25 protein-coding genes and 1 pseudogene are annotated in these 25,392 nt (G+C 40.4%); 1 reads left to right on the forward strand and 25 read right to left on the reverse strand.

From position 1 onward, the window contains the following. Positions 1-96: 96 nt before the first annotated feature. From DXC04_RS02865 to DXC04_RS02965, 19 genes and pseudogenes are all read right to left on the reverse strand, one after another. Positions 97-636: an NUDIX hydrolase gene (locus DXC04_RS02865; protein ID WP_118287849.1), complete on the reverse strand. Its 540-nt coding sequence runs from the start codon at positions 634-636 to the stop codon at positions 97-99. Between the two features lie 159 nt (positions 637-795). Next, positions 796-2,334, reverse strand: coding sequence for a ribonuclease Y (rny, locus tag DXC04_RS02870; RefSeq protein WP_207722368.1), 1,539 nt, complete (start codon positions 2,332-2,334; stop codon positions 796-798). Positions 2,335-2,434: 100 nt separating this feature from the next. After that, entirely contained in the window at positions 2,435-3,049 is a 615-nt protein-coding gene (locus tag DXC04_RS02875; RefSeq protein ID WP_118659819.1) for a regulatory protein RecX, read from the reverse strand. Beyond that, the gene (gene recA / locus DXC04_RS02880; protein ID WP_021860526.1) at positions 3,049-4,113 is read right to left on the reverse strand and encodes a recombinase RecA; all 1,065 of its coding nucleotides are present in this window, start codon (positions 4,111-4,113) and stop codon (positions 3,049-3,051) included. Before recA ends, DXC04_RS02875 begins: the two co-directional genes overlap by 1 nt. 228 nt (positions 4,114-4,341) lie before the next feature. Further along, entirely contained in the window at positions 4,342-4,803 is a 462-nt protein-coding gene (locus DXC04_RS02885; protein ID WP_021860527.1) for a YbaK/EbsC family protein, read from the reverse strand. A 128-nt stretch (positions 4,804-4,931) separates the two neighbouring features. Further along, entirely contained in the window at positions 4,932-6,143 is a 1,212-nt protein-coding gene (locus DXC04_RS02890; RefSeq protein WP_118659821.1) for a D-alanyl-D-alanine carboxypeptidase family protein, read from the reverse strand. Positions 6,144-6,194: 51 nt separating this feature from the next. Further along, positions 6,195-6,773, reverse strand: a complete 579-nt coding sequence (scpB, locus tag DXC04_RS02895) for an SMC-Scp complex subunit ScpB (protein ID WP_021860529.1) — start codon at positions 6,771-6,773, stop codon at positions 6,195-6,197. After that, positions 6,751-7,527, reverse strand: coding sequence for a segregation and condensation protein A (locus DXC04_RS02900; protein WP_118659823.1), 777 nt, complete (start codon positions 7,525-7,527; stop codon positions 6,751-6,753). Before DXC04_RS02900 ends, scpB begins: the two co-directional genes overlap by 23 nt. Positions 7,528-7,586: 59 nt before the next feature. Then, positions 7,587-8,453, reverse strand: a complete 867-nt coding sequence (locus DXC04_RS02905) for a metallophosphoesterase (protein WP_021860531.1) — start codon at positions 8,451-8,453, stop codon at positions 7,587-7,589. A gap of 3 nt (positions 8,454-8,456) precedes the next feature. After that, positions 8,457-9,260 carry an HAD-IIA family hydrolase gene (locus tag DXC04_RS02910; RefSeq protein WP_117537160.1) on the reverse strand — a complete coding sequence of 268 codons (804 nt, stop codon included), beginning with the start codon at positions 9,258-9,260 and terminating at the stop codon, positions 8,457-8,459. A 44-nt stretch (positions 9,261-9,304) separates the two neighbouring features. Further along, the gene (locus DXC04_RS02915) at positions 9,305-10,546 is read right to left on the reverse strand and encodes a D-alanyl-D-alanine carboxypeptidase family protein (protein ID WP_330411786.1); all 1,242 of its coding nucleotides are present in this window, start codon (positions 10,544-10,546) and stop codon (positions 9,305-9,307) included. Positions 10,547-10,614: 68 nt separating this feature from the next. Beyond that, the gene (locus DXC04_RS02920) at positions 10,615-11,217 is read right to left on the reverse strand and encodes a hypothetical protein (protein ID WP_118659825.1); all 603 of its coding nucleotides are present in this window, start codon (positions 11,215-11,217) and stop codon (positions 10,615-10,617) included. A 47-nt stretch (positions 11,218-11,264) separates the two neighbouring features. Continuing rightward, entirely contained in the window at positions 11,265-12,878 is a 1,614-nt protein-coding gene (locus DXC04_RS02925; RefSeq protein WP_118659827.1) for a recombinase family protein, read from the reverse strand. 111 nt (positions 12,879-12,989) lie between these two features. Beyond that, positions 12,990-13,199, reverse strand: coding sequence for a tRNA wybutosine-synthesizing protein 3-like protein (locus DXC04_RS02930; RefSeq protein ID WP_118659829.1), 210 nt, complete (start codon positions 13,197-13,199; stop codon positions 12,990-12,992). A gap of 660 nt (positions 13,200-13,859) precedes the next feature. Beyond that, complete coding sequence (locus DXC04_RS02945) at positions 13,860-15,026, reverse strand: XRE family transcriptional regulator (protein WP_118659831.1); 1,167 nt, start codon at positions 15,024-15,026, stop codon at positions 13,860-13,862. 362 nt (positions 15,027-15,388) lie between these two features. After that, on the reverse strand, positions 15,389-15,919 hold the full coding sequence (locus DXC04_RS02950) for a dihydrofolate reductase family protein (RefSeq protein ID WP_002303421.1): 531 nt from the start codon (positions 15,917-15,919) through the stop codon (positions 15,389-15,391). Between the two features lie 181 nt (positions 15,920-16,100). Then, positions 16,101-16,757 carry a hypothetical protein gene (locus tag DXC04_RS02955; RefSeq protein WP_002303420.1) on the reverse strand — a complete coding sequence of 219 codons (657 nt, stop codon included), beginning with the start codon at positions 16,755-16,757 and terminating at the stop codon, positions 16,101-16,103. A 104-nt stretch (positions 16,758-16,861) separates the two neighbouring features. Further along, a pseudogene (dfrF, locus tag DXC04_RS02960) lies at positions 16,862-17,357 on the reverse strand (trimethoprim-resistant dihydrofolate reductase DfrF). A 394-nt stretch (positions 17,358-17,751) separates the two neighbouring features. Next, the gene (locus DXC04_RS02965) at positions 17,752-17,961 is read right to left on the reverse strand and encodes a helix-turn-helix domain-containing protein (RefSeq protein WP_243112084.1); all 210 of its coding nucleotides are present in this window, start codon (positions 17,959-17,961) and stop codon (positions 17,752-17,754) included. A gap of 139 nt (positions 17,962-18,100) precedes the next feature. Here DXC04_RS02965 and DXC04_RS02970 point away from each other — a divergent pair, with 139 nt between their 5' ends. After that, positions 18,101-19,456: a sodium-dependent transporter gene (locus DXC04_RS02970; protein ID WP_118287845.1), complete on the forward strand. Its 1,356-nt coding sequence runs from the start codon at positions 18,101-18,103 to the stop codon at positions 19,454-19,456. Positions 19,457-19,682: 226 nt separating this feature from the next. On the opposite strand, the gene DXC04_RS02975 is transcribed toward DXC04_RS02970, so the two are convergent. The 6 genes from DXC04_RS02975 to DXC04_RS03000 all read right to left on the reverse strand — a co-directional run bounded on the left by DXC04_RS02975 (position 19,683) and on the right by DXC04_RS03000 (position 25,383). Continuing rightward, positions 19,683-20,546, reverse strand: coding sequence for a DegV family protein (locus tag DXC04_RS02975; RefSeq protein WP_118287844.1), 864 nt, complete (start codon positions 20,544-20,546; stop codon positions 19,683-19,685). A gap of 134 nt (positions 20,547-20,680) precedes the next feature. Beyond that, positions 20,681-22,042 carry a spore germination protein gene (locus tag DXC04_RS02980; RefSeq protein WP_021861039.1) on the reverse strand — a complete coding sequence of 454 codons (1,362 nt, stop codon included), beginning with the start codon at positions 22,040-22,042 and terminating at the stop codon, positions 20,681-20,683. A 55-nt stretch (positions 22,043-22,097) separates the two neighbouring features. Beyond that, positions 22,098-22,619, reverse strand: a complete 522-nt coding sequence (locus tag DXC04_RS02985; protein WP_021861040.1) for a dUTP diphosphatase — start codon at positions 22,617-22,619, stop codon at positions 22,098-22,100. A gap of 48 nt (positions 22,620-22,667) precedes the next feature. Continuing rightward, complete coding sequence (locus DXC04_RS02990; protein WP_118287843.1) at positions 22,668-23,441, reverse strand: ABC transporter ATP-binding protein; 774 nt, start codon at positions 23,439-23,441, stop codon at positions 22,668-22,670. Then, positions 23,442-24,314 carry an ABC transporter permease gene (locus DXC04_RS02995; RefSeq protein ID WP_118287842.1) on the reverse strand — a complete coding sequence of 291 codons (873 nt, stop codon included), beginning with the start codon at positions 24,312-24,314 and terminating at the stop codon, positions 23,442-23,444. Between the two features lie 37 nt (positions 24,315-24,351). Continuing rightward, the gene (locus tag DXC04_RS03000; protein WP_118287841.1) at positions 24,352-25,383 is read right to left on the reverse strand and encodes an ABC transporter substrate-binding protein; all 1,032 of its coding nucleotides are present in this window, start codon (positions 25,381-25,383) and stop codon (positions 24,352-24,354) included. Positions 25,384-25,392 lie beyond the last annotated feature (9 nt).

Genomic DNA, 25,392 nt, shown 5'->3' on the forward strand with positions numbered 1-25,392 from the left:
TGCCACGCCTCCCGACCTAAAGATAATTTATTATATGTCAGGATTCTTCTTACTAATGACAGTGTTTTTTAAGAGGCTTATCTAAAATAAATACATTTAATGACAGTATTTGGATTCATATGCCAAAATTGAGGCGATTGTCTTGGAATCTTCAATCTTGCCGGTAAAGATCATCTCCCTTAACTCCTCCAATGTATATGCCTTCACCTGGATAAATTCATTCTCATCCAAATGTTGTTTCGCAGGTTTGAGATCCCTTGCAAGAAAAATCTCTACCTTTTCATCACAAAATGCGACCGTTGTACGCAGATCCATAAGCCACTCTATATTCTCCGCCCTGTAGCCGGTCTCTTCTTCCAGTTCTCTTCTTGCGCATTCGATTCCAGGCTCTCCTGGTGCATCCAGCTTTCCTGCCGGGATTTCCAGTGTATCTCGCTCCAGTGCATTACGGTACTGTGTGACCATCAGAATCTTGCCGTCATCCATAACCGGAATTACGGCAGCCGCTCCGTCATGGTGAATAAAATCCCAGTCTTCATGATTGCCATTCGAAAATTCCATACGGTCTTTGTATATTTTTAGAACTGTTCCTGTATAAGCCAGTTCTCTGCTTACTCTCTTTACTTCATTGCTCATAATTTACCTCCTTGCCACAACAGCAACAAAACACGCTTCGCGAGTTTTATTCACTGATTAGCAGTCATCAAATGCTGCCATTCATACATGGCACATTTTCCTCGTTGCCATAACAAAAGGCAGAACCGATATTCACCGATTCTGCCTATATTTTATCTTCTACTTGGCATAGTCTGTAACACGTGATTCACGGATTACATTGACTTTGATCTGTCCAGGATATTCGAGTTCAAACTCGATCTGCTTTGCTATATCTCTGGCCATTAATACCATATCTGCATCAGATACTTGTTCTGGAACTACCATAACACGAATCTCTCTACCTGCTTGAATTGCAAAAGATTTATCAACACCCTTGAACTGGTTGGTGATATCTTCTAATTGTTTTAACCTGTTTGTATATGTTTCTAATGTTTCTCTTCTCGCACCCGGTCTTGCAGCAGAAATCGTATCTGCAGCCTGTACAACACATGCAATCAGAGTTTCCGGTTCTACATCTCCATGATGTGCTTCGACAGCATTAATAACCGTTGCAGACTCTTTGTATTTTCTACAAAGATCCACACCAATCTGAATATGCGATCCTTCTACATCATGATCTATAGATTTACCGATGTCGTGCAGAAGTCCTGCTCTCTTAGCAGTACGGACATCCAGTCCGATTTCCCCTGCAAGAAGTCCAGATAACTGTGCAACTTCCATAGAATGTTTCAGCGCATTCTGACCATAACTTGTTCTGAACTTCATACGTCCAAGAAGCTTGATCAGTTCCGGATGGATTCCGTGAACACCGACTTCTAACGCTGCTGCTTCTCCTTCTTCACGAATCATCGTATCGACTTCTTTCTGTGCCTTTTCCACCATCTCCTCAATTCTTGCCGGATGAATACGTCCGTCAACAATTAATTTTTCAAGTGCAATACGTGCAACTTCTCTTCTTATTGGATCAAATCCGGATAAGACAACTGCTTCCGGTGTATCATCAATAATCAGTTCAACACCTGTCATCGTCTCCAGTGTACGAATATTACGTCCCTCTCTACCAATAATTCTGCCCTTCATCTCATCACTTGGAAGCTGTACTACGGAAATCGTAGTCTCAGCAACATGATCCGCGGCACAGCGCTGAATAGCAGTTACTACATATTCCTTTGCTTTCTTGTCCGCTTCTTCCTTTGCCTGGGCTTCCAGTTCTTTTACCATCTTGGCAGTGTCATGTTTCACATCTTCTTCAACAGTTTTCAACAAATATTCTTTTGCTTGTTCGGAGGTAAGTCCTGAGATTCTTTCTAGTTCCTGTACCCTTTGCTTACTCAGCTCGTCTACTTTAGTTTCACGCTGTCTGAGCTGTTCTTCCTTTGCTGCAAATCCTGCTTCACGCTTTTCTATAGCATCTGCTTTCTTGTCCAAAGTCTCTTCCTTGGAAAGTACACGCTTCTCATAACGCTGTAATTCAGCTCTGCGTTCCTTTGTCTCTTTTTCAAGTTCATTCTTGTTCTTGATAGACTCTTCTTTAATTTCCAAGAGAGACTCCTTTTTCTTTGCCTCAGCCGTCTTCACTGCATCATCAATGATCTCACGCGCCTTTGATTCTGCATTTCCGATCTTCGATTCTGCATTCTTACGCAGATTCGAAACTGTAACAAAATGACTGATGATTACACCTGCTATGACAAGCACTACTGTAACAGCAATCATAATTCCGTCCGGCACAGGAGCACCTCCTTATTTAATTTTTATTGTAAAAATACAACGTACAAATACAACACTTAAATTTTATACTGTTTTACCAAAGATGTCAAGCGCTCCCCTCAGAAACTTGTATTACTTGACGTATGTCTTCATAGCGGAATCCTTTTCTCGTCAGATAGCCCAGTATTTTGCGGGTTTGCACATGATCCGCCGTCTCCGGGTCATAATGCTTCTTTGCAAGAAGCGTCATGATCGCATGTCTGGCATCTTCATGCCCGTAACACTCTTCCATCGCCTCGTCAATCTCATCTCTTGCGATTCCCTTCTCTGCCAGCGCCGCATAAATCTCTCTCTTGCTCTTTTTATCCTTCCTGCTGTCGATAAAGCTGCGGGTATAAGCCGCATCATTGATATAGCCGAAAGACTTCACATAAGCAATTACTTCCTTCACGATATCATCCGGATAGCCTCCACGCTTAAGCTTCGTACGGAGTTGCTCCTCCGTTCTCCCCATATCTGTCAGTAAATGCATGGCTCGAAGCTTTGCACGTTTCAGTACAATCTCACTCCGGATCTTCTGATATATGTCTTCTGTTATCTCCCGGCTCTCTGCCAAATGATACCGCTTAACCTCTCCCTGATAGAGAACAAATGCCGGATGTTCATCTATATAGATGCGGAACTTTGTCTTTGTCAGTGGTTCCACTCTGGTGACTGTCATTACTCTTTCTCAGCTTTCTTTGGAGTCTCTGTCTGTTCTTCTTCCTCTTCACCGTCTTCAAATGCATAGTGCTTGCGGATCTTGTGATCCAGTTCCTCCATGATATCCGGGTGTTCTGTCAGATAGTTCTTGGCATTCTCACGTCCCTGCCCGATCTTATCACCATTATACGCAAACCAGGATCCACTCTTGCTTACCAGTCCAAGGTTTACTGCGAGATCAAGGATGTCTCCTTCTTTGGAGATTCCCTTACCAAACATAATATCAAATTCTGCTTCCTTAAACGGAGGCGCAATCTTATTCTTCACAATCTTCACTCTTGTACGGTTACCGATCATCTCACCACTCTGCTTCAATGTCTCAATTCTTCTGACATCCATACGGACAGATGCGTAGAACTTCAGTGCACGTCCGCCGGTAGTTGTCTCCGGATTGCCAAACATAACACCGACTTTTTCACGCAGCTGGTTGATAAAGATCACGACGCAATTGGACTTGCTGATTACAGGCGTCAGTTTACGCAACGCCTGAGACATCAGTCTTGCCTGCAGACCAACGTGTGAATCTCCCATATCTCCTTCGATCTCCTGTCGCGGTACAAGAGCCGCTACCGAATCAATAACAATAATATCCATAGCTCCGGAGCGCACCATCGTCTCCGCAATCTCCAGCGCCTGGTCTCCACTGTCCGGCTGTGAGATATAAAGCTCATCAATATCTACACCGATATTCTTTGCATATACCGGATCCAGCGCATGCTCTGCATCGATAAAACCGGCAATACCGCCCTGCTTCTGCACTTCTGAAATCATATGAAGCGCAACCGTTGTCTTACCACTGGACTCCGGTCCGTAAATTTCTACAATTCGTCCCTTCGGCACACCGCCCATACCGAGCGCGATATCCAGACTCAGAGATCCTGTCGGAATTGTCTCAACTGCAACCTGTGCTGCCGGATCTCCCAGCTTCATAACCGTACCTTTACCGAAATCCTTCTCCAGCTTTGCAATGGCTGCATCTAATGCCTTCTTCTTATTCTCATTCTTTGTATCATTACCTGCCATAAAAGTTATCTCCTTCTCTCGCGACGAACGCATGTTCGTTTTTCTGTTTACAATAGTAGTACACTTGTTCTGTTTTGTCAATATACTTTCGTCTCTCTCTGTGAAATAATCCGGCGAAGTGCCGATGTTGAATTACAGAATGTATTTATATTCAGCATGCTTAAATACATTTTTACTCTAGCATACTCTCCGGAACAAGTCAAAGAGAATTTCTGATATCGCCACACTTTATTTACACACGTCGATCCATTTCTTACACTGTCCGTATCGCTCCAGTTCCGGAATCGTAAGTTGGATCATGCTGTTGCCGCTTCCTGCTGCCGGATAGACCGTTTTATAAGCTTTGAGTGATTCATCCAGATATACCTCTACGCCTTCATTGACAGCAAACGGACATACGCCGCCGACTGCATGACCTACCAGCAGTTCTACTTCCTCGAATTTCAGCATATGCGCTTTGCTTCCAAACTCTGTACGGTATTTCTTATTGTCAATCTTCTTATCTCCCGCCGTTACGATCAAGATTACTTTTTCATCCAGATGAAAAGACAGTGTCTTAGCGATTCTTCCCGGCTCGCAGCCTAATACATCTGCTGCCTCTTCCACCGTTGCACTGGAACTATCTTTCTCCATGACTCTGTCTTCCATCCCATAATTCTTAAAATATGCTTTTACTTTTTCAATTGCCATGTTTTTATTCCTCGTTTTCGTCTTTTGTCATATGTAAAACATTATACTTTTTTCTTTGCACAAGCGCAACCGTCCCATATGAAATCCTTTTACCTGCAAAACCTGCCACTGATTGCTCCATCCTAATGCTATGGTGACAAAAACAGCTTTTTCATAACAAACGCAAGACATCCTCCCGGTGAACGGGCTTCTACCGTTTCATCTGCAATAACCGGGCAGGCACACACGGCTTTTCCGTTAAGGAAATACTGTACTTCACCAATCTGTTCTCCCTTTTTCACCGGCGCATGCAGATTCTTCGGAATCTTCTTTTTTACTTCCAATTTTTCATCTTTTCTCATCAGGATTTTCTCTGTTTCTTTCTGGATATGTGCCGTCAGATGTTCCCCTTTCTGGTATGGATTTCCTTTATTTACAGCATCCTTTATATATACCTGGATTCCTTCTTCATCCGGAAACTCTGCCTTTTGATAATTTTTCAGTCCATACTCCATCAGTTTTCTCGTATCTTTCCATTTATAAGAACGGTTCCCTGGCCACCCGCAGGCAAGAAGTACCACAATAAATGTCCGGTTATCACTTTTTAACGCTCCGATATAGCAGTATCCTGCTTTCGCTGTAAATCCCGTTTTTCCGCTTAGTGCCCCATCCATCATTTTCAAAAACGCATTATGATTCCGGCAGGAAAATGTCCTTGTCTGCTCGATGTTCTGGAACGAATACATCTCCTTTCGTGTAATCTCAAGAAACTGTTCTCGTTTTGGCGATTCTGTGATGCAATATCGGAAAATCCGTGCAAGATCTTCTGCTGTCGTCCGATGTGCACCTTTTTCATCTGTTCCATCCAGACCGTTCGGTGTCACAAAGTGTGTATCTTTGCATCCAATCTCTTTCGCTTTTTTATTCATTTCCACAGCAAATTTCTGTACACTCCCGGCAACGTTTTCCGCAACCAGCACTGCACTGTCGTTATGGGACTCCAGCATCAGCGAATATAACAGATCTTTCAGTCTGTAATTTTCTCCTTTCCGCACGCCGAGACGGACCTGTGGCTGCCGGCATGCCTCTTCTGATACTTTTACTTCACTGCCTGTTTTTCCTTCTTCCAGTGCCAGAATACACGTCATAATCTTCGTTGTGCTTGCCATCGGGCGCACCGCATTTCCTTCTTTTTCAAATAAAATACGCCCACTATCTGCATCCATCAGGACTGCCGACCGGGCGTATAACTGTTCTGCAAACTGTTCTCCCTCTGCTTTAACTGCAACCGGTTTCCGGCTCCACCAACTCACAAGAAAAACAATAAGCAAAATACATGCTCTGTTTCTTCTATTTTTCATACTGCACCGCCCATACATTACTATCCTAAATGTATGCAGACAGTCCAGAATCTATACATCTAATTTTAGCTGCACTTCTTCTTCCGCTTCTGATTTGAAATGCTCCACCTGTTCCGGATTCAGAACCGGAAGATCATCTACAGACTGGATACTGAATCTGCGCAGAAATTCTTCTGTCGTTCCAAACAAAATCGGTTTACCCGGCGCATCCAGCCTTCCCACTTCACAGGCAAGGTTATATTCCACCAGTTTATTCACTGCATGATCCGACTTCACACCTCTGATCTTTTCAACCTCCAGCTTCGTCACCGGCTGTTTGTACGCAATAATCGACAACGTTTCCAGCAGGACATCTGTAAGCACATACCGTCTCGGCTGTTTGGCGATACGGATCAGATAATCATAATTTTGCTTTTTCGTACATAACTGGAAAGAATCCTCCAGTTCTACGATCTGGATTCCGCGATCTTCTGCCTGGTATTTATCCATCATCTGATGGACGATCTTTCTTGTTGTCTCTTCATCGTGTTCAATGGCAGATGCAATCTTGCCAAGTTCCACAGAGTCTCCCATTGTAAATAAAATTGCTTCTATTGCGCTTTCTAATCTATTGATCTCCACTGTCTCCATACCTTTCTTCTCCTACATGCGAAGTGATCAGAATGTCATCAAACGGCTGTTCCTGATTGATACTGATCTGTCCTTCCTTCATCATCTGCAAAATCGCAAGAAATGTTACCACAACCTGTGTTTTTGAACTTTGCTTTGTCAGAAGACTCCGGAAACTAAAGTTTCTGTGTTCCTTTGCATACTCATAAACATAGCCAAGCTTGTCTGTCAGCGTCACTTCTTCTTTTTCAATTTTACCAAATTTGCTCCGCACCGGATCGACTTTGTCCACCTGACGTCTCATGACATCTTTGAAAATACGGTTCAGTTTTGCCAGCGTAAGATCTCCTAATAGCTTGTCCAGATCGACCGGCTCCACATATTCCATGACTTCTTCCGGAATAGTTGCTTCCTTGTACAGGATTCCTTCCGAATCTGTCTCTCTGTCCTTCAACTCATAGGACATGAATTTATACATCTTATATTCCAGTAACTGTTCTACTAATTCCTGTCTCGGATCTTCCTCTTCCCCGTCTTCCGTCACTTCTTTTGGAAGTAACATCCGGCACTTAATATCCAGAAGCGTAGCCGCCATAACGAGGAACTCACTCATAGTATTCAGATCTTCCCGTTCCATGGCTTTGATGTAGTCCATGTACTGGTTTGTGATCTCTACGATTGGAATATCATAAATATCTATTTTATTTTTGTCTATTAAATGTAAAAGCAGATCCAACGGACCTTCAAACACCTGTAGTTTTACCGGAATTCCCATTTCTCATCCTCACATTATTTTCATATACCGTAACCAATTTATTATACAGAATTTTCCTGTTAATTACAAGTTTTCAAATGCAATACGATAAATTCCGCCGGATTCCACAGACGGATATGAAATGTATGCGTTCCAAGACCTTTGCTTACAACACTGATTTTGTCGCCATCCCGGTACAGATCACCTGAATATTTCGGAAATAGTTCAAATGCCGGAGAAATAACCCCTAAGATTCCCGGTATTCTCACCACACCTCCATGCAGATGTCCGGACAGCACAAGATCCGCCCCCCACTTCTGATATGTCTCCATATAAGTTGGATTATGTGCAAGCAATACCTCGTATGTTGTCTCATCTGGCTGTCCGATCCGTTCGATTATTTCTTCCACAGTAAGCGTACCTTTCCGGAAACGCCGATAACAGGATAACGGAATCTCCAGCCCGCGAAGTGTGACATTATACTCCGCAAAACGCACTGTTTCATTTTCCAGAAAATGTACTCCGCAAGCCTCCAATACTTCTTTGTATTCCACATAAGAATATTGATAATCTTCCGGGTTCTCTTTCATACGCTGCTCGTGGTTACCACTCGCACAATAAACCGGGCAGATCCCGGTTATTTCTTTTACAAAAGAAAGCGCCGGCGCATAATCGGTATCTTCTTTTCCGATCAACATATCACCGCCAATCCAGATAAAATCCGGATCAGACTCACGGATCGCTTTTACAAGGTTCTCATTATTCTGTCCGTATTGCTGATTATGAAGATCACTTAAAAATACAATTTTCTTTTCTTTTCCTTCCGGAATATTCAGTTTTTCAGATACGATCGCATAATCGGTTCTCTTAAAACAATGTACTTCTCTGTAAATCTCGATTCCGGCAAGAATAGCCAGAACGAGAATAATTTCTGCTATGATCTGCACGGCTTACTCTCCTTTTGCCCTCTTAAATGCCTGCAACAGTGTACGAATATCTGCGAATGCATAATCCGGCATATATTCTGTCTCTTTTAAGTCTTCCGGCTTTGCTTCCCCTGTATAGACGAGTGCCGTCTGCACTCCGGCATTGATGCCACAGGCAATATCCGTATACAAACGGTCTCCGACTACCAGCACTTCTTCCGGCCTGGCATTCACCTGTTCCATACACATCCGTACAATCTCCGGATTCGGTTTCCCGACATAATAAGGCGTCCGGTCAACCGTCACTTTTAACATTTCACAGATTCCACCACAATCCGGCACAAAGCCGAACGCTGTCGGACAACGGTAATCTGGATTTGTACCGATATAATCCACTTCCGTGCGAAGAAGCAATTCACAGGCTGTCTCGATTTTTCCATAATGAAGCGTCCGGTCAAATCCTGCCACAACACAGGCAACATCCGGCTCTACCTGCTCTGTTACAAACAATCCACATTCTTCTACTTCTTTTCTGAAAGATGGTGTACCGAGAACGAAAAGCTTTTTTCCGGCATAGTGCGCTTTCAAATACTCACAGGTTGCATAAGATGCTGTCATAAACTGGGATGCCTCCGCCCGGATCCCCCAGCGGGCAAATTTTTCTATATAATCTTTTCTGCTTTTCACAGAATTATTTGTGATATAAAAGGATTTCCCTCCAATTTCCTCTATATAATCCAGCAGTTCTTTTGTTCCGTCATATAAAGTCTCGTCCACTGCCAATGTTCCGTCTATGTCAAATAAAAAATATCTTTTGTCTTTCAGCATATATGTTCTCCTTCATTTCATTCAGTAACAGTATATAATTAATGTCAGGACTTTGCAAACAGAAAAGAAGACGCAAACTCCCGGATAACATCAAATAATCTCTGTCTGCCGATACTTTCTTTCGATACAACCGGAACAGTTCCAATCGACTTTCCATCCAGTGTATATTCTATTGTTCCCACTTTGTCACCTTTCTTCACCGGTGCATGCAGATTCTTCTTTATATGAAGAGAACGCTTGATTTTGGATATATCTTCTCCCTGTGACAGGACATAGGAAAACCTTTTTTCCGTCATAATTTTAAACATATCTTTTTTGCCGCGTATCAGTTTTATCTCTTTTAATTTCAGATTTTCTTTCTCCCGGTATACTTTGCATGAGCCGAATCCATATTCCAGAAGAGAAATGGCATCTTTCATCCGCTTCTTACTGTCATCTGCCGCCATGATCACTGCGATCAGTTCTACATCGTCTTTTTTTGCAGTCGCAGAAATGCAGAATTTTGCTTTTCCGGTAGAACCTGTTTTCAGTCCGGTTGCATATGCATAATGCCTGATCAGTTTATTCGTATTGCTAAGTCCGAATGTTGTCTTTCCTTTTTTCGTCTCGTGTGTAATGTCTTCCATCCAGATTTTGCAATACTTTTCAATCTGAGGGTGTTTACGCAGCATCTCTCTCGACATTTTTGCAATATCTCTTGCTGTTGTCTCATGTCCGTCTGTATCCAGACCGTTACAGTTCTTAAAATGTGTATGCATCATTCCCAGCTCTTCTGCTCGCTTATTCATCTGTCCGACAAACACTTTCTCACTGCCTCCGACATGTTCTGCCATTGCCACTGCCGCATCATTGGCGCTTGCCACAGCAATACATTTGATCATCGTCTTAACGCTCTGTGTCTCTCCCGGTTCAAGAAATACCTGGGAACCACCCATAGATGCAGCATACTCAGAAACGGTCACCGGATCTTCCAGTTTTATTTTTCCAGCATCCAGTGCGTCAAATACAAGCAGAAGTGTCATAATCTTCGTTACGCTTGCAGGCGGGCGTTTCTCATCTGCATTCTTTTCATACAAAACTTTCCCAGTCGATACTTCCATTAAAAGAGCAGACGGAGCCGATACCATTTCTTTTGTATCCTCTGTCTCCTTCTGCTCTTTTTCTTCATTATCTGTATTTTCTGTAGTTTCCCTTTCTTCTTCCGCCAGACTTAAGATACTGCTCTGGCAGGTCATCATAACAACCGCTAGCAAAAACACTATCCCTCTTTTTATAATCTGTTTCATCCGGCATCCACCAATTTTATGTAGTTACTACTAATATAATAAATGCTTACATAAAATATGAGTAAAATCTATTTTTCCTCCGGGTTCTCCTCTTCATACTTTTCTTTGTTTGCTTTTGCTGTTTCTATCGCTCTCTTGAAATAAATGATACTGCATCGAACCGTTATCACTGTTCCAATACCTGCCGCTGCAATTCCTTCTACACCACCTGCTTTAATTCCATTTATTACAGCACCTGCGCCAACACTACAGATCATCCATGCAGCTCCCATAGTTGCATAAAACAGTTCTACTTTCTTGCTGGAATGTCTGAGATTTTTTTCTGGCAGGTAACGTTCCAGATAGGAACCACACCACATGAACACTATAATAAGACCAATCAACAATATGCTTCGTCCTTTTAGTAGCAATACATTTCCTTCTGGCCAGAACAGTACATTCAACATCCATACCGGATCCCCCCATAATATCGGCAATAATATTAATACAAATGGTAAAGTCATCAACAGATAAATAATCAGCTGAAACCTGTGCATCGTATTTTCTCTTACTGTTCCCATAAGCATCTTTTCGGTCTCTTCTTTATAATGCTCCGGTTCTATCTTTTTCCCGGCCAACAGTTCACTTACTTCGATATCCAGTTCTCTGCAAATCTCCTCGATCAGATTCACATCTGGAAAGGACCTTCCGCTTTCCCTTAGTTAAAAATATGGGTTGATTACTCAACTTTTCCGATAAATCGGTAATATATCTCAATTTCCTGTATTCTTTCGTTATCCTCATTCGTTGTTGCATCATGTATGAGGATTTTTTCTATCATTGCATTTAATAACGGTGCTGTCAGTTCCTTTGGTACGGAATACTCCTTGATTAACTCAATCCATTTTTCAGCACCTATCATATCCTGCTCCATTTGATTTAATTCTTCTCTTAGGTTTGTTATCTGTTCTTCCAATTCCACTTGTTCCTTTTGGTACTTGCCAGACAACATCACAAAATTTCGCTCTGTTATCTTTTCACAGGCTCTATCTTCATACATTTTCGCAAATAAACGGTCAATCTCATTTTGTCGGCTCTCGGCTTTCTTCAATGTACTTGCTTTTTTCTTCTTTTCCCGTATTCGCTCTGCATTGCCAGCTTTCTGTATCTTGTTCAATACCTTTTCCTCGTCCTGCTGTACTGCCTTAGCCCAATACTGCAATCGCTCCAATACGGCTTGATACAATACATCATAACGGATATAGTGCATAGAACAATAGCCTTTGCCAAATTGTCCGTAGAAACTGCAAGCATAATAACTGTATGGTGTCTTATTTGCTTTATTCGTTCCAAACCTCATAGACCAGCCACAATCTGCACACTTGACAAGCCCTGCAAATATCTGTGTTGTCTTTTCCTTTGTCTGTCTGCGTCTTGATTTTATCTGTTCCTGCACACGATAAAACACTTCCTTGTCAATAATCGGCTCGTGAGTGTTTTCTACTCGAAACCATTCACTTTCGGGCTTACGCACTTTCTTTTTGCTCTTGAACGATACCGTAGACTGCATATTGTGAACACTGTTTCCGATATAAACCTCACTTTTCAATATCGCCTTGACATGAGCAATCGTCCATTCATAACGTTTACTTTCGGGTTTTCCCTCAAAGATATGTGCAAAAGTACCATACCTTGTAAAATTCAGCCATGACGCTGTTGGAACTTTTTCCTCTCGCAGTATCTTTGTGATTTTTGCACTTCCATAACCTTGATAGGCTAGGGAAAAGATTTTTTCAACAATCCATTTTGTTTCATCATCAATCAACAGTTTGCCTTTGGTGTCAGGGTGTTTCTTATATCCCAACGGAGCATAAGCACCGTAATGAGCACCCTCTGCAAACTTTGTCTTAAAGGCTGATTTGACTTTACGGCTTGTATCTCTAGCCACCCATTCATTGATAATGTTCTTAAATGGTGCAATCTCACTTTCGCCTTTTTCGCTGTCTACACCGTCATCAATCGCTATGTAGCGGACATTATGACTAGGGAAATACAATTCTGTATATTGTCCTGTCATAATATAATTTCTGCCAAGACGGGAAAGGTCTTTTGTCACAACACAGTTGATTTTTCCTGCCTCTATATCCTCAATCATTCTTTGAAAACTCGGTCTGTCAAAATTTGTTCCCGACCAGCCGTCATCAATATATTCATCAATAATATTCAAATGATGTTCTTTTGCATATAAACGCAACATACTTCTCTGTGTGGTAATGCTGGAACTTTCGCCCTGTAATTCATCATCTCGGCTTAACCTAAGATAAAGTGCAGTATTGTAAATCTGTTGTTTCATTGTCAGTTATCCTCCTTTATAACTAACCCGTGTTTACAATACCTGCTTGCAAATAAAGTATAACACGGGTACTTTTTGTCATTCAATCTATTTCTTACAACTGCACCGATTTTATGCGATTGTCTGCTTTGCTTTTTCCAGCATGACATCAGTTAAAAGTTCTTCCATTGTCTTTCCCTTTTCGGAAAAATGCTCTTTTACAACAATCTTTGTTTTTCCTCTGTTACCAATGCCACCTTTGTTATTTTTCTTTTGAATTGTTTTTACAATATCAGCAATAACACATACCCCCTTTCTGTAAAATCTTTCTAAGCAATTCAACGGCTTTTGTCATAGCCCACAGGAGTTCCACCTCTGCATAGTTCTTATGTAGCCGTACCCATTGCGTGCGACGCTCTAAACGCTCAAGCTGTGGCTGTACGGGAGTATCATTATCAGACAGGACAGGTCATGGCGATAAAAGAGGACAAATCTTTTACAGGAACACAAATAGGTTGTCGCTCGTTTTTGCAGGGAAAAGGTCATGGCGTATCTGTTTCAACGGCTCGCTGTCTGTCAAACGTATTGAATTGCTTTATTCAGTTGTCAAAGAACATGAAAGAAGAAAATCGTCTTTCCTGTATACCGCGTTGGAAAAGAGCAGAAGCGTAACCAATATTCAAAACTTTTTTCTTTTCCTGTACCATATAGGGAAAGAAAGTGTCATTCTGCTAAGTTGATGATGAAAAGATTTCTTTTCACCCCCTAACTACCCATGCAACACCGTAACTGCCAACTGTGGAATAAAAGATTTTCTTTGCTCCATATAGGGAATGGAAACTACGGATTGTTAAGTTGAAATTGAAAATCGTTTCTTCTTTCACATCATATAGGGACAGCAACCACCGATTTAATGACCTGTTTTCAAAAAAAGTTAGATTTCCTTTCCTCGCACCATATCTGTACGCAAGTAGCCGTTTTGTTGCAGATTTTTTGAAGAAATTAAAAAATACCGTCATTCCCTTGTGGAACAGCGGTATCTTTCTCAATCATATCTGCTATGTCTGTTGTCATTTGTTTAATTTTTAATTCCTGCTTTTCTGTTAGTCGTGTATGTCTGTCGATTTCTTCCAGATAATTTGCTCCTGTTTGCTTTTCAATCTCTTTTATCATCAATAAAGAGGGCATGACCTGTCTTTCTAACCAACGTTTTGTTTTATCCATATTGACAGCAACAGGCGTCATAATAAACGGAAGTGAAGTCGTTACATTATCTAAAAATATATCCCATAAAATATAAACGGGAAAATCTATCTGTGTGAGGATAAGGCTTGATATGGTCTGTTCGGGATTTCTTGAAAAAACAAGTTGTTCTATCGTTTGTTCTGCTTTTCCACTTTTTAAACGAATTTCAAATCGGTTCTTAATGTCTGTTTTTATGCCTTTGCTTTTTTGTTCCTTTTCTTTTTCATACAAGCAAAAGTAAATAGAACTATTCTTTGAACCGATATAAAAAGTTTTTGCAGTATCTCCATGTGTACCCGATAATTTTCCGCTGTCTACTGCTTCATGGGTTCTTGAACGTTTCCATACCTTGTTGGCATAATAACGTTCCCTTAGAATTTCTATATCCAGCAATCCGCCCATATCATTGACCGCCAAATCTATGCGTTTAAAAACACCTTGATAATCTATACAACTGCTTAAAAAGTAATACCAGTCTATCCCTCTTGCCTGTAAAACATATTCCAAGTTTCGACACCCCATACCTCTTAATTCCAATAAAACACCCATAGAACTATCTTTAGAAGCATTTACACTAATAGCCCCATAGATATACTGTTCTTCATAACCAAACATTCCGTAATCTTCATGTATAAAATATTCGCTTTTCATTGCCAGTACATTTTTTATAATTTCCAATGCGTCTGTGGTAGGAAAACGAACACGCAGATAGTCAATCGTTAAAGTGAAAGGCTGTGTACAATTACAATAATCAAGATAATGTAAAAGTATATGTTTCATTTCTTTACTGGCTTTTGTTTTTCCGTTTTCAATTTCATTTAAGTTCTGCCTGCTAATTTGCAATTCCTGTGCCAGTCGTGATTGAGAATAATCACAGGCATTTCTCTTTTGCTTTAATGTTTCAATAAATTCTATATCATTCATGCTTCATTCCTCCAATCAAAAAAGGCATATACTCATAGGAGCATACACCTTGTATCTTATATTTATTTTCTATTGATATGCTGTTTTAGACCTGTCGGGTAAAAAGAATATGGTGTGAAGTGAAATAAGTTCTTATAACCTTATAAATCGTTGCATATCAGCAGTTTTGTATTTATTTTTTCTCTTGTCCTTTGTAATAGTACCCCCCTGTTAGATAACGGGGGCTTTGAACGGCTCGCAAGCTCGCCGAACCGCCGAAGCGAACCGCCCCCTTGCAAGCATGGCGGAAAAATCTTAAGGATTTTCCCGCCAACGTGGTCGGATCGCTCCGTCGGTTTAACAGCTTTTCTGTTTCTCTCTAGTTATCTACGCATATAAATCAAATCGGTTATTCCGTTATAAGTCTGTGTTTTACAAAGCCTTAACTTTATTTCCCTGTCTATGTTGCCCAAAAGACGAACCCCATTTCCTAACAGAGTAGGAATAACAGAAATGTAATATTTATCAATCATATTTTTGCTTACCAACTGCTGAACAAGATTTGCTCCGCCACAAATCCAAATATCCTTTCCTGCTTCTTGTTTTAGCCGTTCCAATAATAAAACAGGATTTTCACTTGTAAAATGAATTTGTTGGGAAGAATTGCACTCTTTATGTGTTAATACATAAGTTGTAAATTTATTATATACCCATTCTTGCGGAGAAAGTTCAGTAACAACCTGATGAGAAGTATTCCACCCCATTAAGACAGTATCTATATCTTTGGTAAATTCTGTATAAGTGTCGATGTTTTCATTGTCATTTCCATGACCATTTAGCCAAGCTACTCCACCATTACCGTCCGCAATATATCCGTCAAGGCTCATGGCAATAAATAAAACTACTTTTCTCATTTTTTCTCTTTTATAAATACAAACAGGAATTTATTTCTCTTTTTTACTCATAAGGGAACAACTGATTGCTACAAATAAACCCATTAAAATCCATGGAAATGCTGCTCTTATAAAATCACTAACCATACTTTATTCCTCCTTAAATTCCAATTTCCTTAGTTCTACAAACTGAAATTTTTGCCTATGAATGTATCTTGTTCTTTATACGCAAACAGGCTTCTGTGTGCATAATCCAATGTCTTGAAAACGGCATTTGAATTAGTCCACAAATATCTTTATTACACCAATAATCAATCAGCCAAATTGCTTTTTCATTGTCGTTTACTACATTCAACGATTCTAAGTATCCTTTTCTTTCTTTCGGTATTTTTCTTTTCAATTCATCATAAGATAACCGTTCAAGCATTTTCTCAGTGCTTTCCCATACTTCGAAAATATATAAATATAATTCTTCCAGATTAAGCTGTTTTGAAAAGTCTGCAATCTGCTGTTTCATGAGTTCATTTCCTGTTGTAATGATAGGTGAATTGATACGCTCTTGATAATTGCCTGCAAAAAATACTTGTTCATCTTCATTTATCACTGTATGCACAACTATATCTTCAATGCGGAAAATATGCCAAATAGAATAAGCAATCGTCTTACTATGATAACCATCAGCGTTTATGAAGGGGATTGAGTTAAAATCTTCTCTGCATAATTCTTCTTTGAAAGATACTAAGGTTTGTATTAACTGACTTCGTAAAGTAAGTAAAGTATCAATACCCCTCTTATAAGTATCTTTCTTTTTTATTTGTGCCTGCATTGTTTTATTAAGTTCAGACCATTCCTTATTCATATTCAATCCTCTCTCAAATTCTGATTTTATCGCCCCATACAAACTGGAATTTGTCTTACAACAATTTATATATGCATAAAAAGCAATATATTTATGAAAACACCCTAAATCCAAAATTTACTCAATTCATTTTTTCCTTACATAAAATGTTCTCGTATATTTCACTTCCTCACCAAGTGTTTCCCCTATCAAAACTTCAAAATCATTGATATCAAATTCTGGAAAGAATGTATCTCCATCTTCAATATTTAAATCTACTTCTGTGATATACATTTTATCTACTATTTGCAAAGCTTCCTTAAATAGTCCATATCCACCAGATATGTATACATCTCGTCCTTTAGCCAATAATAATGCATCTTCTAATGATTTAACTGAAACTAAATTATCTCCTTGATACTCTGTTGTGGTGGAAACAACAATATTCATTCTATTAGGCAACGGATGACCGATTTCTTCATAAGACTTTCGCCCCATAATAACCACATTACCCGTTGTTAACTCTCTAAATTGCTTTTGTTCTCCCTTTATTTTCCATGGTATATTACCATTCTTGCCTATAACATTATTCTTTGACCTCGCAACAATCAAACCTATCATCTATTTCATCCTCCATAATATGATGTCGTACCTGTGATTCCATCAAGTGCACCACATCTTAACAAACTCAAAATTATCTCGAACTAACCAGCTCGACAAATTCCTTTTTTGTCTTCATCTGCATTATATCATATTGTTATAAGCATTGCCATTTCTTTTCTGCTTTTGAAAAGTTACTTATCAGCCTATGTTTTGTAAAGGGTGATATTCAGCATTTCTCACGCAACAAGCCCTTGACAAACCATAGACTAATAAGTTTTAAGGTAATCAAGCAGAAATGAAATAGTCTGCTGTTTCACGGCAACAAAAAAGAGATACCAACACACTTATGTAGTATCTCTTAGTCTAGTAGCAATATTCTTTTGTTTGCAAGCAGGTAAACATGGGCTGTTTCTTAATATCTTTTTGTTTGGGAAACACCGTTTTCCCATTTGGAAACTGCACGGTCTGTTACATTCAGTCTGTCTCCTAATTCTTTCTGTGTCAGATTTTTTTCATGTCTGCACTGTGCTATAAATTTTCCCGTCTTCCGTACATCAATCATATTCTGTACTCCTCTCTGATTCACTGCCCATATCATAACATAATTTCTTATTTTTCTCACCACACTGTCAGTTGAGTTATATTTTCATCCTTCAAATTGTGTATTTCGCATGATTTTTTCTTGAAAATACAAGTTTTTCGTGTCATAATATAACACAATACATCTATAAGGAATGCTTATCATTAGAGGAGGTTTTAACATGCAAAAAAGAAGTAGTTTTTCCGGCAAGCTCGGTTTCGTACTGGCAGCCGCCGGATCTGCGGTAGGACTCGGTAACATCTGGCGATTCCCCTACCTCGCTGCAAAATATGGTGGAGGAACGTTTTTATTTATTTACCTGATCTTGGCAGTCACATTTGGTTTTACACTGATGACCGCAGAGATCGCAATCGGACGTAAGACAGGACTCAGCGCCATTGGTGCTTTCACTATACTTGATAAAAGATTCAAGTTTCTCGGTATTCTGGCATCAGCAGTGCCGATCATTATTTTCCCGTATTATTCCGTTATCGGTGGATGGGTTGTCAAATACTTTTTCGTATTTGTCACTGGTTCCGGTCACGCAGCAGCGGGCGACAGTTATTTTACAGATTTCATTGGCGGAACATTCGAACCGATCGGATGGTTTTTCTTGTTTATTGCAGTTACAGCAGTTATCGTTGGTTTTGGTGTAGAGCAGGGTATCGAAAAGGTCAGCAAATTCATGATGCCGATCCTCGTTCTTCTAACTCTGTTCGTTGCCTTATATGGACTGACGATCGACGGTGCCATGGACGGACTTTCTTACTATCTGAAACCACATATGGCTGACGTATCCGCGAAGACAATCCTTGCAGCTATGGGACAGCTCTTTTATTCCATGTCACTTGCCATGGGTATTATGATCACATATGGTTCCTATATGAAGAAAGAAAATCATCTGGAAAGTTCTGTACGACAGATTGAAATATTCGATACCGGTGTTGCTTTCCTTGCAGGTCTTATGATTATCCCAGCAGTATTCTCATTTTCCGGTGGTGACAGTTCTGCACTGCAGGCAGGTCCGGGGCTAATGTTCATTACACTTCCAAAAGTATTTGGCAATATGAAATTTGGCAATGTTGTCGGAACAGTATTTTTCCTGCTTGTGTTCTTTGCGGCGCTTACTTCCGCAATTTCACTGATGGAGACGATTGTATCAATCTTAAGAGATAAACTTGGCTGGACAAGAAAAGGAACCTGTGTGTTTGTAACAATTCTGGCACTTGTTATGGGTGTTCCGTCTTCTCTCGGATTCGGTCCACTCAGTTTCATTTCCTGGATGGGAATGTCTGTACTTGATATTATGGACTTTGTCAGCAACAGCGTACTAATGCCGATCGTAGCATTCTTCACCTGTATCTTTATCGGTTTTGTAATTAAGCCATCTACGATCGCAGACGAAGTAAAAGTGACAGATGGAACGTTTAAAGGCGAAAAATTATTTGCAGTTATGATCAAATGGATCGCTCCGATCTTCCTTGTGCTGATCCTCTTAAGTTCCGTAGCAAGTGCATTAGGAATCTTTACTCTGTAAGAAGTATATTGCAACTACAGGAATACATTATACACCAACAGCAGAATATGATAATTTGGGACTTTCTTCCCAAGATAAAACGGACAGGATTTCAGTTAATATTTTCTAAAATCCTGTCCGCTGTTTATTTGATTACCAGAAGCTCGTAAAAATCGCCATTGACTGACTGCCTTTTGAATCTTTCCATCCATAGACTGTCTGGCAAGATCTGAGCAGGCTTCTTTGCCTATCTCTTTCCACCCATATGGAATACCGCCAGTACACCCGGACCGGTATGGCTTCCAATCACGGTTCCGATATTATTGATAAGAATATTCTCCACTCCCATCTTCTCACGGACAACTTTTGCCAGATATTCTGCATCTTCCGGGCAGTCTCCATGTGTGATCATGATAATCTCATTATCCCATCCTTTTGAACGCTCTACAGACATATCTACAATCTTCTGGATAGAACGTTTTCTTCCTCTCTCTTTACCGATCACCTGCAGCTTACCTTCGTCATCTACATGGATGATCGGCTTAATCTGTACCATTGTTCCGAGAACTGCCGCTGTCTTTGACACACGCCCGCCTCTCTGCAGATGATGCAGGTCATCTACTGTGACATTGTGGCAGACATGTAATTTATTCTGCTCTACCCAGTCTGCAAGTTCTTCAACGGACATGCCTTCCTTCTTATGTTTCAGTGCATAATACAGAAGAAGTCCTTCTCCCATACAAGCACACAACGTGTCAATCACGATGATCTTACGCTCCGGATATTCTTCTTTCAGCTCTTCTGCCGCAATCCGCATACTGTTATATGTACCGCTGAGTCCGGAAGAAAATGCCAGATGAAGGATATCTTTTCCCTCTCTTACAATCTTCTCCAGACCTTCTTTTGCCTGCTCCGGGTTTACCTGTGTCGTCACAGCCATCTTTCCTTCTCTTAACTTTTGGAAAAATTCCTTTGACGTAAGACCTGACATATCATCATAAGTTTCCTTATCTATCGTATATTTTAACGGAATCACCGGAACAGCTCTCTTCTCAAGCCATTCCTTTGGTAAGTCAACTGTACTGTTGACAGAAATTACATATTCACTCATCTTTCAAATCCTCCTATTTCTTAGGTTGGCTACATTATACCACCTGGAAACAGGATATGCAAAACATAATACTACACCAACTTACACCAAAATTACACCAAAATTATTACGGTTTGTTCACATTTTCCAGCGTATCAGTTTAACCGTATATGCAGATAACTCCACCCGGACAATGTCTTATTAAAACAGATACTACACACCACAACGATACATCCGATCAGAAAACCGATCCAGTTAAAGAGAGCAGTCAATATAAGCAATTGAAGCCGCATAAATTTGAGTGCATAGCCAAGTTCAAAATTCGGCTGGGTGTAATTAGCGACAGCCACAAAAGCCATGTATAACATTACCTCACTGTTAAACCAGCCGGACTTTACAGAAAATTCTCCCATCACAAGACCTGCGATCACACTGAGCGGTGTGCTTAACATACTCGGTGTATTAAGAGCTGCAAGTCTTAATCCGTCAATTGCAATCTCCAGAATCAACAATTGGAAAATAAGCGGAATATTTATCATATCTTTTACTGCCACAAACGCAAACATTTTCGGGAGCCAGTTCAAATTCTGCATAAGCAGAAGAAACACCGGTGTTAAAAAAATCGTCAAAAAGCTAATCAGCCCTCTCGCTGATTTCAGATACACTCTTGTAAGTGTTGGAAAATAATAATCATTTGCTTCCTCTATGACGTCCAGGATCGATGTCGGCAAGATCATCGCTGATGGAGAATTATCTACCAGCAGAACCACTTTTCCTTCAAAAAGACATGCCGCAGCCGTATCCGGTCGTTCTGTAAACTTAAATTTCGGAAATGGATTGTACCACTTTCTCTTCATCAGACATTCTGCAAGACTCTGTTGGTTCATTCTGAGATCATCGGTTCGGATTGAAAGGACTTTCTGTCTTAAATCGCAGAGAATCTCCTTGTTCACCCGGTCTTTCATATAGCAGATGGCAATATCTGTGCGCGAACTGTCGCCAACCTCCTGCATCTCCATTACAAGATGCTCGCTCCTTATCCTTCGTCTTATCATTGCCGTATTGCTGACAACAGTCTCGACAAAACCATCTCTGGAACCACGAAGTGATTTATCTTTATCCGGCTCTTCCACACTTCTTGCTGGATAAGTACGGCAATCGATTGCGATTGCCCCCTCATAGCCATCCACAAAAAGACAGGTAACACCAGAAAACAGATTTTTTAACACCTGGTCAAAATCTTCTATTAGCTCTACTTCCGTATAGGGAATCGCCATTTCCATAAATTGCAGAATCCCTGCCGGCATATCTTCTTTTTTGATCTTTAAAAGTGCATCCATCAGCTTTAACATATCATCGTCTTTATTCAGACCATTGATAAAATAAAAAGAAGCCATCCTTTCGCCGATCATCAGATCGCGCTGAATCAGGTCAAAGCTCTCCCTCATCGGGAGAGTCTGATTCATATAGGATGTGCTTTCTTCTCTTGAAGCGGTAATCTTTTTCCCGTCTTTCATATATGTTCACCCTCCACTGTCTTACTGACAGTTAGGATGTCCTTTTTCTTTTATCTTATTCACTCTTTGTGGTGCTTCCGAATCCTCCGTTGCGTACTTCTTCTACATCATCATCGACGGTAATTCCATATTCAACGAAAATTCCCTGCATAAATCCGGTACCTTCTTTTAATTCGACTTCTTTCCCTTCTTTTCCGTCATTTGTCAGCTTTGCGAAAATATGTCCCTCATTATCGGAGCCATAATAATCGCTGTCAATAATTCCAACTGTATTATTAAGCTGCAGACGGTATTTGAATCCAAGACCACTTCTCGGATAGCATTTCAGTACCCAGTTTTCATCCATCTTCACACGAATTCCTGTCGGAACTTTTAATGTCTCCTGCACTTTTAATGTCTTCGTCACAGGCATGAAGAAATCATATCCTGCCGAACCTGCTGTTGCTCGTCTTGGAAGTTTTATTTTTTCATAAATTCCCCGGATTTCTTCATCCGAAACATCTCCGAATGCATCTTTGTATCCTTCTTTAAACTGTACAAAACTTACTTTTTCAAACTGTGCAATTCTCTTAGCCATATCATAATTCTCCTTATTTTGATCAACTATCATATAGCATACCATTATTTAGTTCCCACATTCAATACTGATTTCATTAAACATTGTAAGAATATCATCAATAGAGGTTGCTTCTTTTTCCTCTTTCTTCTTATCTAAAACAATTTTTCCCTGATGCATCATAAGAAGCCGATTCCCATACTCTACTGCATAACGGAGATTATGTGTTACCATAATCGTTGTAAGATTTTTCTCCTTTACGATTTGATCGGTCAGTTCCATGATAAGGTCTGCCGTCTTTGGATCTAACGCTGCCGTATGCTCATCGAGGATCAGATAATCAATCGGTGTCATCGTTGACATCAGAAGTGCCATCGCCTGTCTCTGACCACCGGACAATACACCGACTTTCACACTCATCTTATCTTCCAGTCCGAGATTCAGTCTGGATAACTGTTCTCTGTAATAAGAAATGCGGTTCTTATTTGTTCCCCGCAAAAGTCCATACATTTTTCCTTTGTTGTCGGCAAGTGCCATATTTTCAAGGATCGTCATGGAAGGACAGGTTCCCATCGCTGGATTCTGGTATACTCTTCCAATCCGGAGATTTCTTTTATATTCTTTTTCTTTTGTAATATCCTTTCCATCCATCAGAATACTGCCTTTTTCCGGTGAAATACTGCCACAGATCAGATTCAGCATAGATGTCTTGCCGGAGCCGTTGCTTCCAACTACGGATACAAATTCACCTTTTCCAATCTGAAGTCCAAAATCATCAAACAGACACATCTCATTGACTGTTCCCGGATTATAATATTTGTGAATTCCTTTTAATTCTAACATCTATTTCACCTTCGTCTTTCTTTCCATACTGATGACCAAAATGATCAGGAATAATACTGCTGTGATCAGCTTCATTGCCTGCGGTTCAAAGTTACGGATTGCAACCGCCACACATGCTTTGTAAATGATCGAACCGATAATGACCGCTGTTGTCGTCTTTACATACGAGATTTTCTTGAAAATACTTGTTCCGATGATTACGCTCGCAAGTCCGATAACGATCGCACCTGTTCCCATGGAGATTTCAAACACACGCTCTTCCTGTGCAAATACACATCCTGCCAGAGATACAAGTCCATTTGCAATTGCAAGTCCTAATATTTTCACATTGCCCTGATCTTTTGCAAGTGCAGTTACGACTGTCTCGTTATCTCCGACTGCCCGGAGCAGGTATCCGGACTTTGTATTCATATAAAAATCCAGAATGATCTTGCATACAACCGCAAGGATGAGTACGACGATCAGCGTCACATAACTTTTCATACTCTCCGGTACAATTCCTGTCAGAAAATCATTTTTAAAAATACTGTCCTGAGAAAAAAGCGGTACATTCGCTGTACCTGCAATGTAAAGATTTACAGTCCACAGTGCCGTCATCATAATAATTCCGGACAGCAGATCTCTTACTTTACATTTCACATGAATCAGTCCGGTGCATACACCTGCCAGCACTCCTGCCAAAAAGGAAACCGGCAGTGTCAGATAAGGATTCATCCCTCTTGTAATGAGAGCAGCCGTTACAGCTGCTCCCAGAGGGAAACTTCCATCTACCGTCAGATCCGGAAAATCCAGTATCTTATAAGTAATATATACACCCAGTGCCAATATTGCATATATCAGCCCCTGTTCTAAAATCGTTACGATAAAATCCATGAAACTTCCTCCCAAAACATTACTTTCTTAATTCTTCTTATTTATCTGTCTTTTTGCTTGCTGTGATCTCGTCAAAACTCTCTACTGCACTCTTGGATAGTTCATCCGGAACTTTGATTCCAAGATTAGAAGCTACTTTTTTATTTACATAGAAACCAGGTTTTTTAATGGTTTCATAGTTCATTTCTTCTGCTTTCTTTTCACCTTTTAATACCTGTGCTGCCATCTTACCTGTCTGCTCTCCAAGTGCAATGTAATCCAGTCCTTCTGCTGCAAGGCATCCGATCTTAACCTGTTCGATCTCACTTCCGAATACCGGGATCTTCTTTGCATTTGCTTTGTCAAGAATTGTCGGCAGGGAAGATACGACCGTGTTGTCTGTCAGGTTTGTGATGCAGTCCACTTTGCTTAACAGATCATCTGCAGCAAGTGAAACATCTGCTGTTGTTGAGATTCCTTTCTTCACAAGTGTAAATCCATAATCTTTTACAAGGCTTTCATATTCTTTGATCGCAGATACAGAATTTGCTTCACTCGTTGTATACATGATTCCGATCTTTTTTGCATCCGGTAACATCTTACGGATCATTTCCAGCTGTTCTTTTATCGGAAGTTTGTCAGATGTTCCGGTTGTATTTCCTACGGCTTCGCCATCTTTGTCTGCAAGTTCAGCACTTACCGGATCGGTAACGGCTGTATAAATAACCGGAATGTCTTTGTCCATTGCTGCATTGTATGCACTCTGTGCACTTGGTGTTGCGATCGCACAGATCAGGTCCACTTTATCTGAAACAAAACTGTCCGAAATCTGTCCGGCAGTTCCCATATCTGCGGCTGCATTCTTATACTTAACTTTCAGATTCTTGCCTTCTTTGATTCCTTCGTCTTCCAGTCCTTTTAAGAAACCTTCCCGGCAGTTGTCCAGTGAACCGTGCTCTGCGAACTGTTCAATACCGATTGTGTAACTATCTTTCTTTGCTTCACTCTTTGTCTCTGACTTTCCACATCCTGCCATCATCGTTGCTGCCATCATTGTTGCTAATACTGCTGCTAATACTCTTTTTTTCATTGTCTTTTT

Origin of the sequence: Dorea sp. OM07-5, from assembly GCF_003481355.1 — a bacterium.
Lineage (GTDB): Bacteria > Bacillota > Clostridia > Lachnospirales > Lachnospiraceae > Dorea_D > Dorea_D hominis.

Coding starts and splice junctions, on each gene's coding strand:
- DXC04_RS02890 (WP_118659821.1), bottom strand. CDS start 6,143: ATGAAAAATAGAAGAAACAGAGCATGTATTTTGCTTATTGTTTTTCTT.
- DXC04_RS02995 (WP_118287842.1), bottom strand. CDS start 24,314: ATGGATTTTATCGTAACGATTTTAGAACAGGGGCTGATATATGCAATA.
- DXC04_RS02910 (WP_117537160.1), bottom strand. CDS start 9,260: ATGCTGAAAGACAAAAGATATTTTTTATTTGACATAGACGGAACATTG.
- DXC04_RS02985 (WP_021861040.1), bottom strand. CDS start 22,619: ATGGCTAAGAGAATTGCACAGTTTGAAAAAGTAAGTTTTGTACAGTTT.
- DXC04_RS02875 (WP_118659819.1), bottom strand. CDS start 3,049: ATGACAGTCACCAGAGTGGAACCACTGACAAAGACAAAGTTCCGCATC.
- DXC04_RS02990 (WP_118287843.1), bottom strand. CDS start 23,441: ATGTTAGAATTAAAAGGAATTCACAAATATTATAATCCGGGAACAGTC.
- DXC04_RS02970 (WP_118287845.1), top strand. CDS start 18,101: ATGCAAAAAAGAAGTAGTTTTTCCGGCAAGCTCGGTTTCGTACTGGCA.
- DXC04_RS02900 (WP_118659823.1), bottom strand. CDS start 7,527: ATGGGAATTCCGGTAAAACTACAGGTGTTTGAAGGTCCGTTGGATCTG.
- DXC04_RS02915 (WP_330411786.1), bottom strand. CDS start 10,546: ATGAAACAGATTATAAAAAGAGGGATAGTGTTTTTGCTAGCGGTTGTT.
- DXC04_RS02975 (WP_118287844.1), bottom strand. CDS start 20,546: ATGAGTGAATATGTAATTTCTGTCAACAGTACAGTTGACTTACCAAAG.
- recA (WP_021860526.1), bottom strand. CDS start 4,113: ATGGCAGGTAATGATACAAAGAATGAGAATAAGAAGAAGGCATTAGAT.
- DXC04_RS02950 (WP_002303421.1), bottom strand. CDS start 15,919: ATGAGAAAAGTAGTTTTATTTATTGCCATGAGCCTTGACGGATATATT.
- rny (WP_207722368.1), bottom strand. CDS start 2,334: ATGATTGCTGTTACAGTAGTGCTTGTCATAGCAGGTGTAATCATCAGT.
- DXC04_RS02865 (WP_118287849.1), bottom strand. CDS start 636: ATGAGCAATGAAGTAAAGAGAGTAAGCAGAGAACTGGCTTATACAGGA.
- DXC04_RS02885 (WP_021860527.1), bottom strand. CDS start 4,803: ATGGCAATTGAAAAAGTAAAAGCATATTTTAAGAATTATGGGATGGAA.
- DXC04_RS02945 (WP_118659831.1), bottom strand. CDS start 15,026: ATGAATGATATAGAATTTATTGAAACATTAAAGCAAAAGAGAAATGCC.
- DXC04_RS02955 (WP_002303420.1), bottom strand. CDS start 16,757: ATGAATAAGGAATGGTCTGAACTTAATAAAACAATGCAGGCACAAATA.
- DXC04_RS02980 (WP_021861039.1), bottom strand. CDS start 22,042: ATGAAAGACGGGAAAAAGATTACCGCTTCAAGAGAAGAAAGCACATCC.
- DXC04_RS02925 (WP_118659827.1), bottom strand. CDS start 12,878: ATGAAACAACAGATTTACAATACTGCACTTTATCTTAGGTTAAGCCGA.
- scpB (WP_021860529.1), bottom strand. CDS start 6,773: ATGGAGACAGTGGAGATCAATAGATTAGAAAGCGCAATAGAAGCAATT.
- DXC04_RS03000 (WP_118287841.1), bottom strand. CDS start 25,383: ATGAAAAAAAGAGTATTAGCAGCAGTATTAGCAACAATGATGGCAGCA.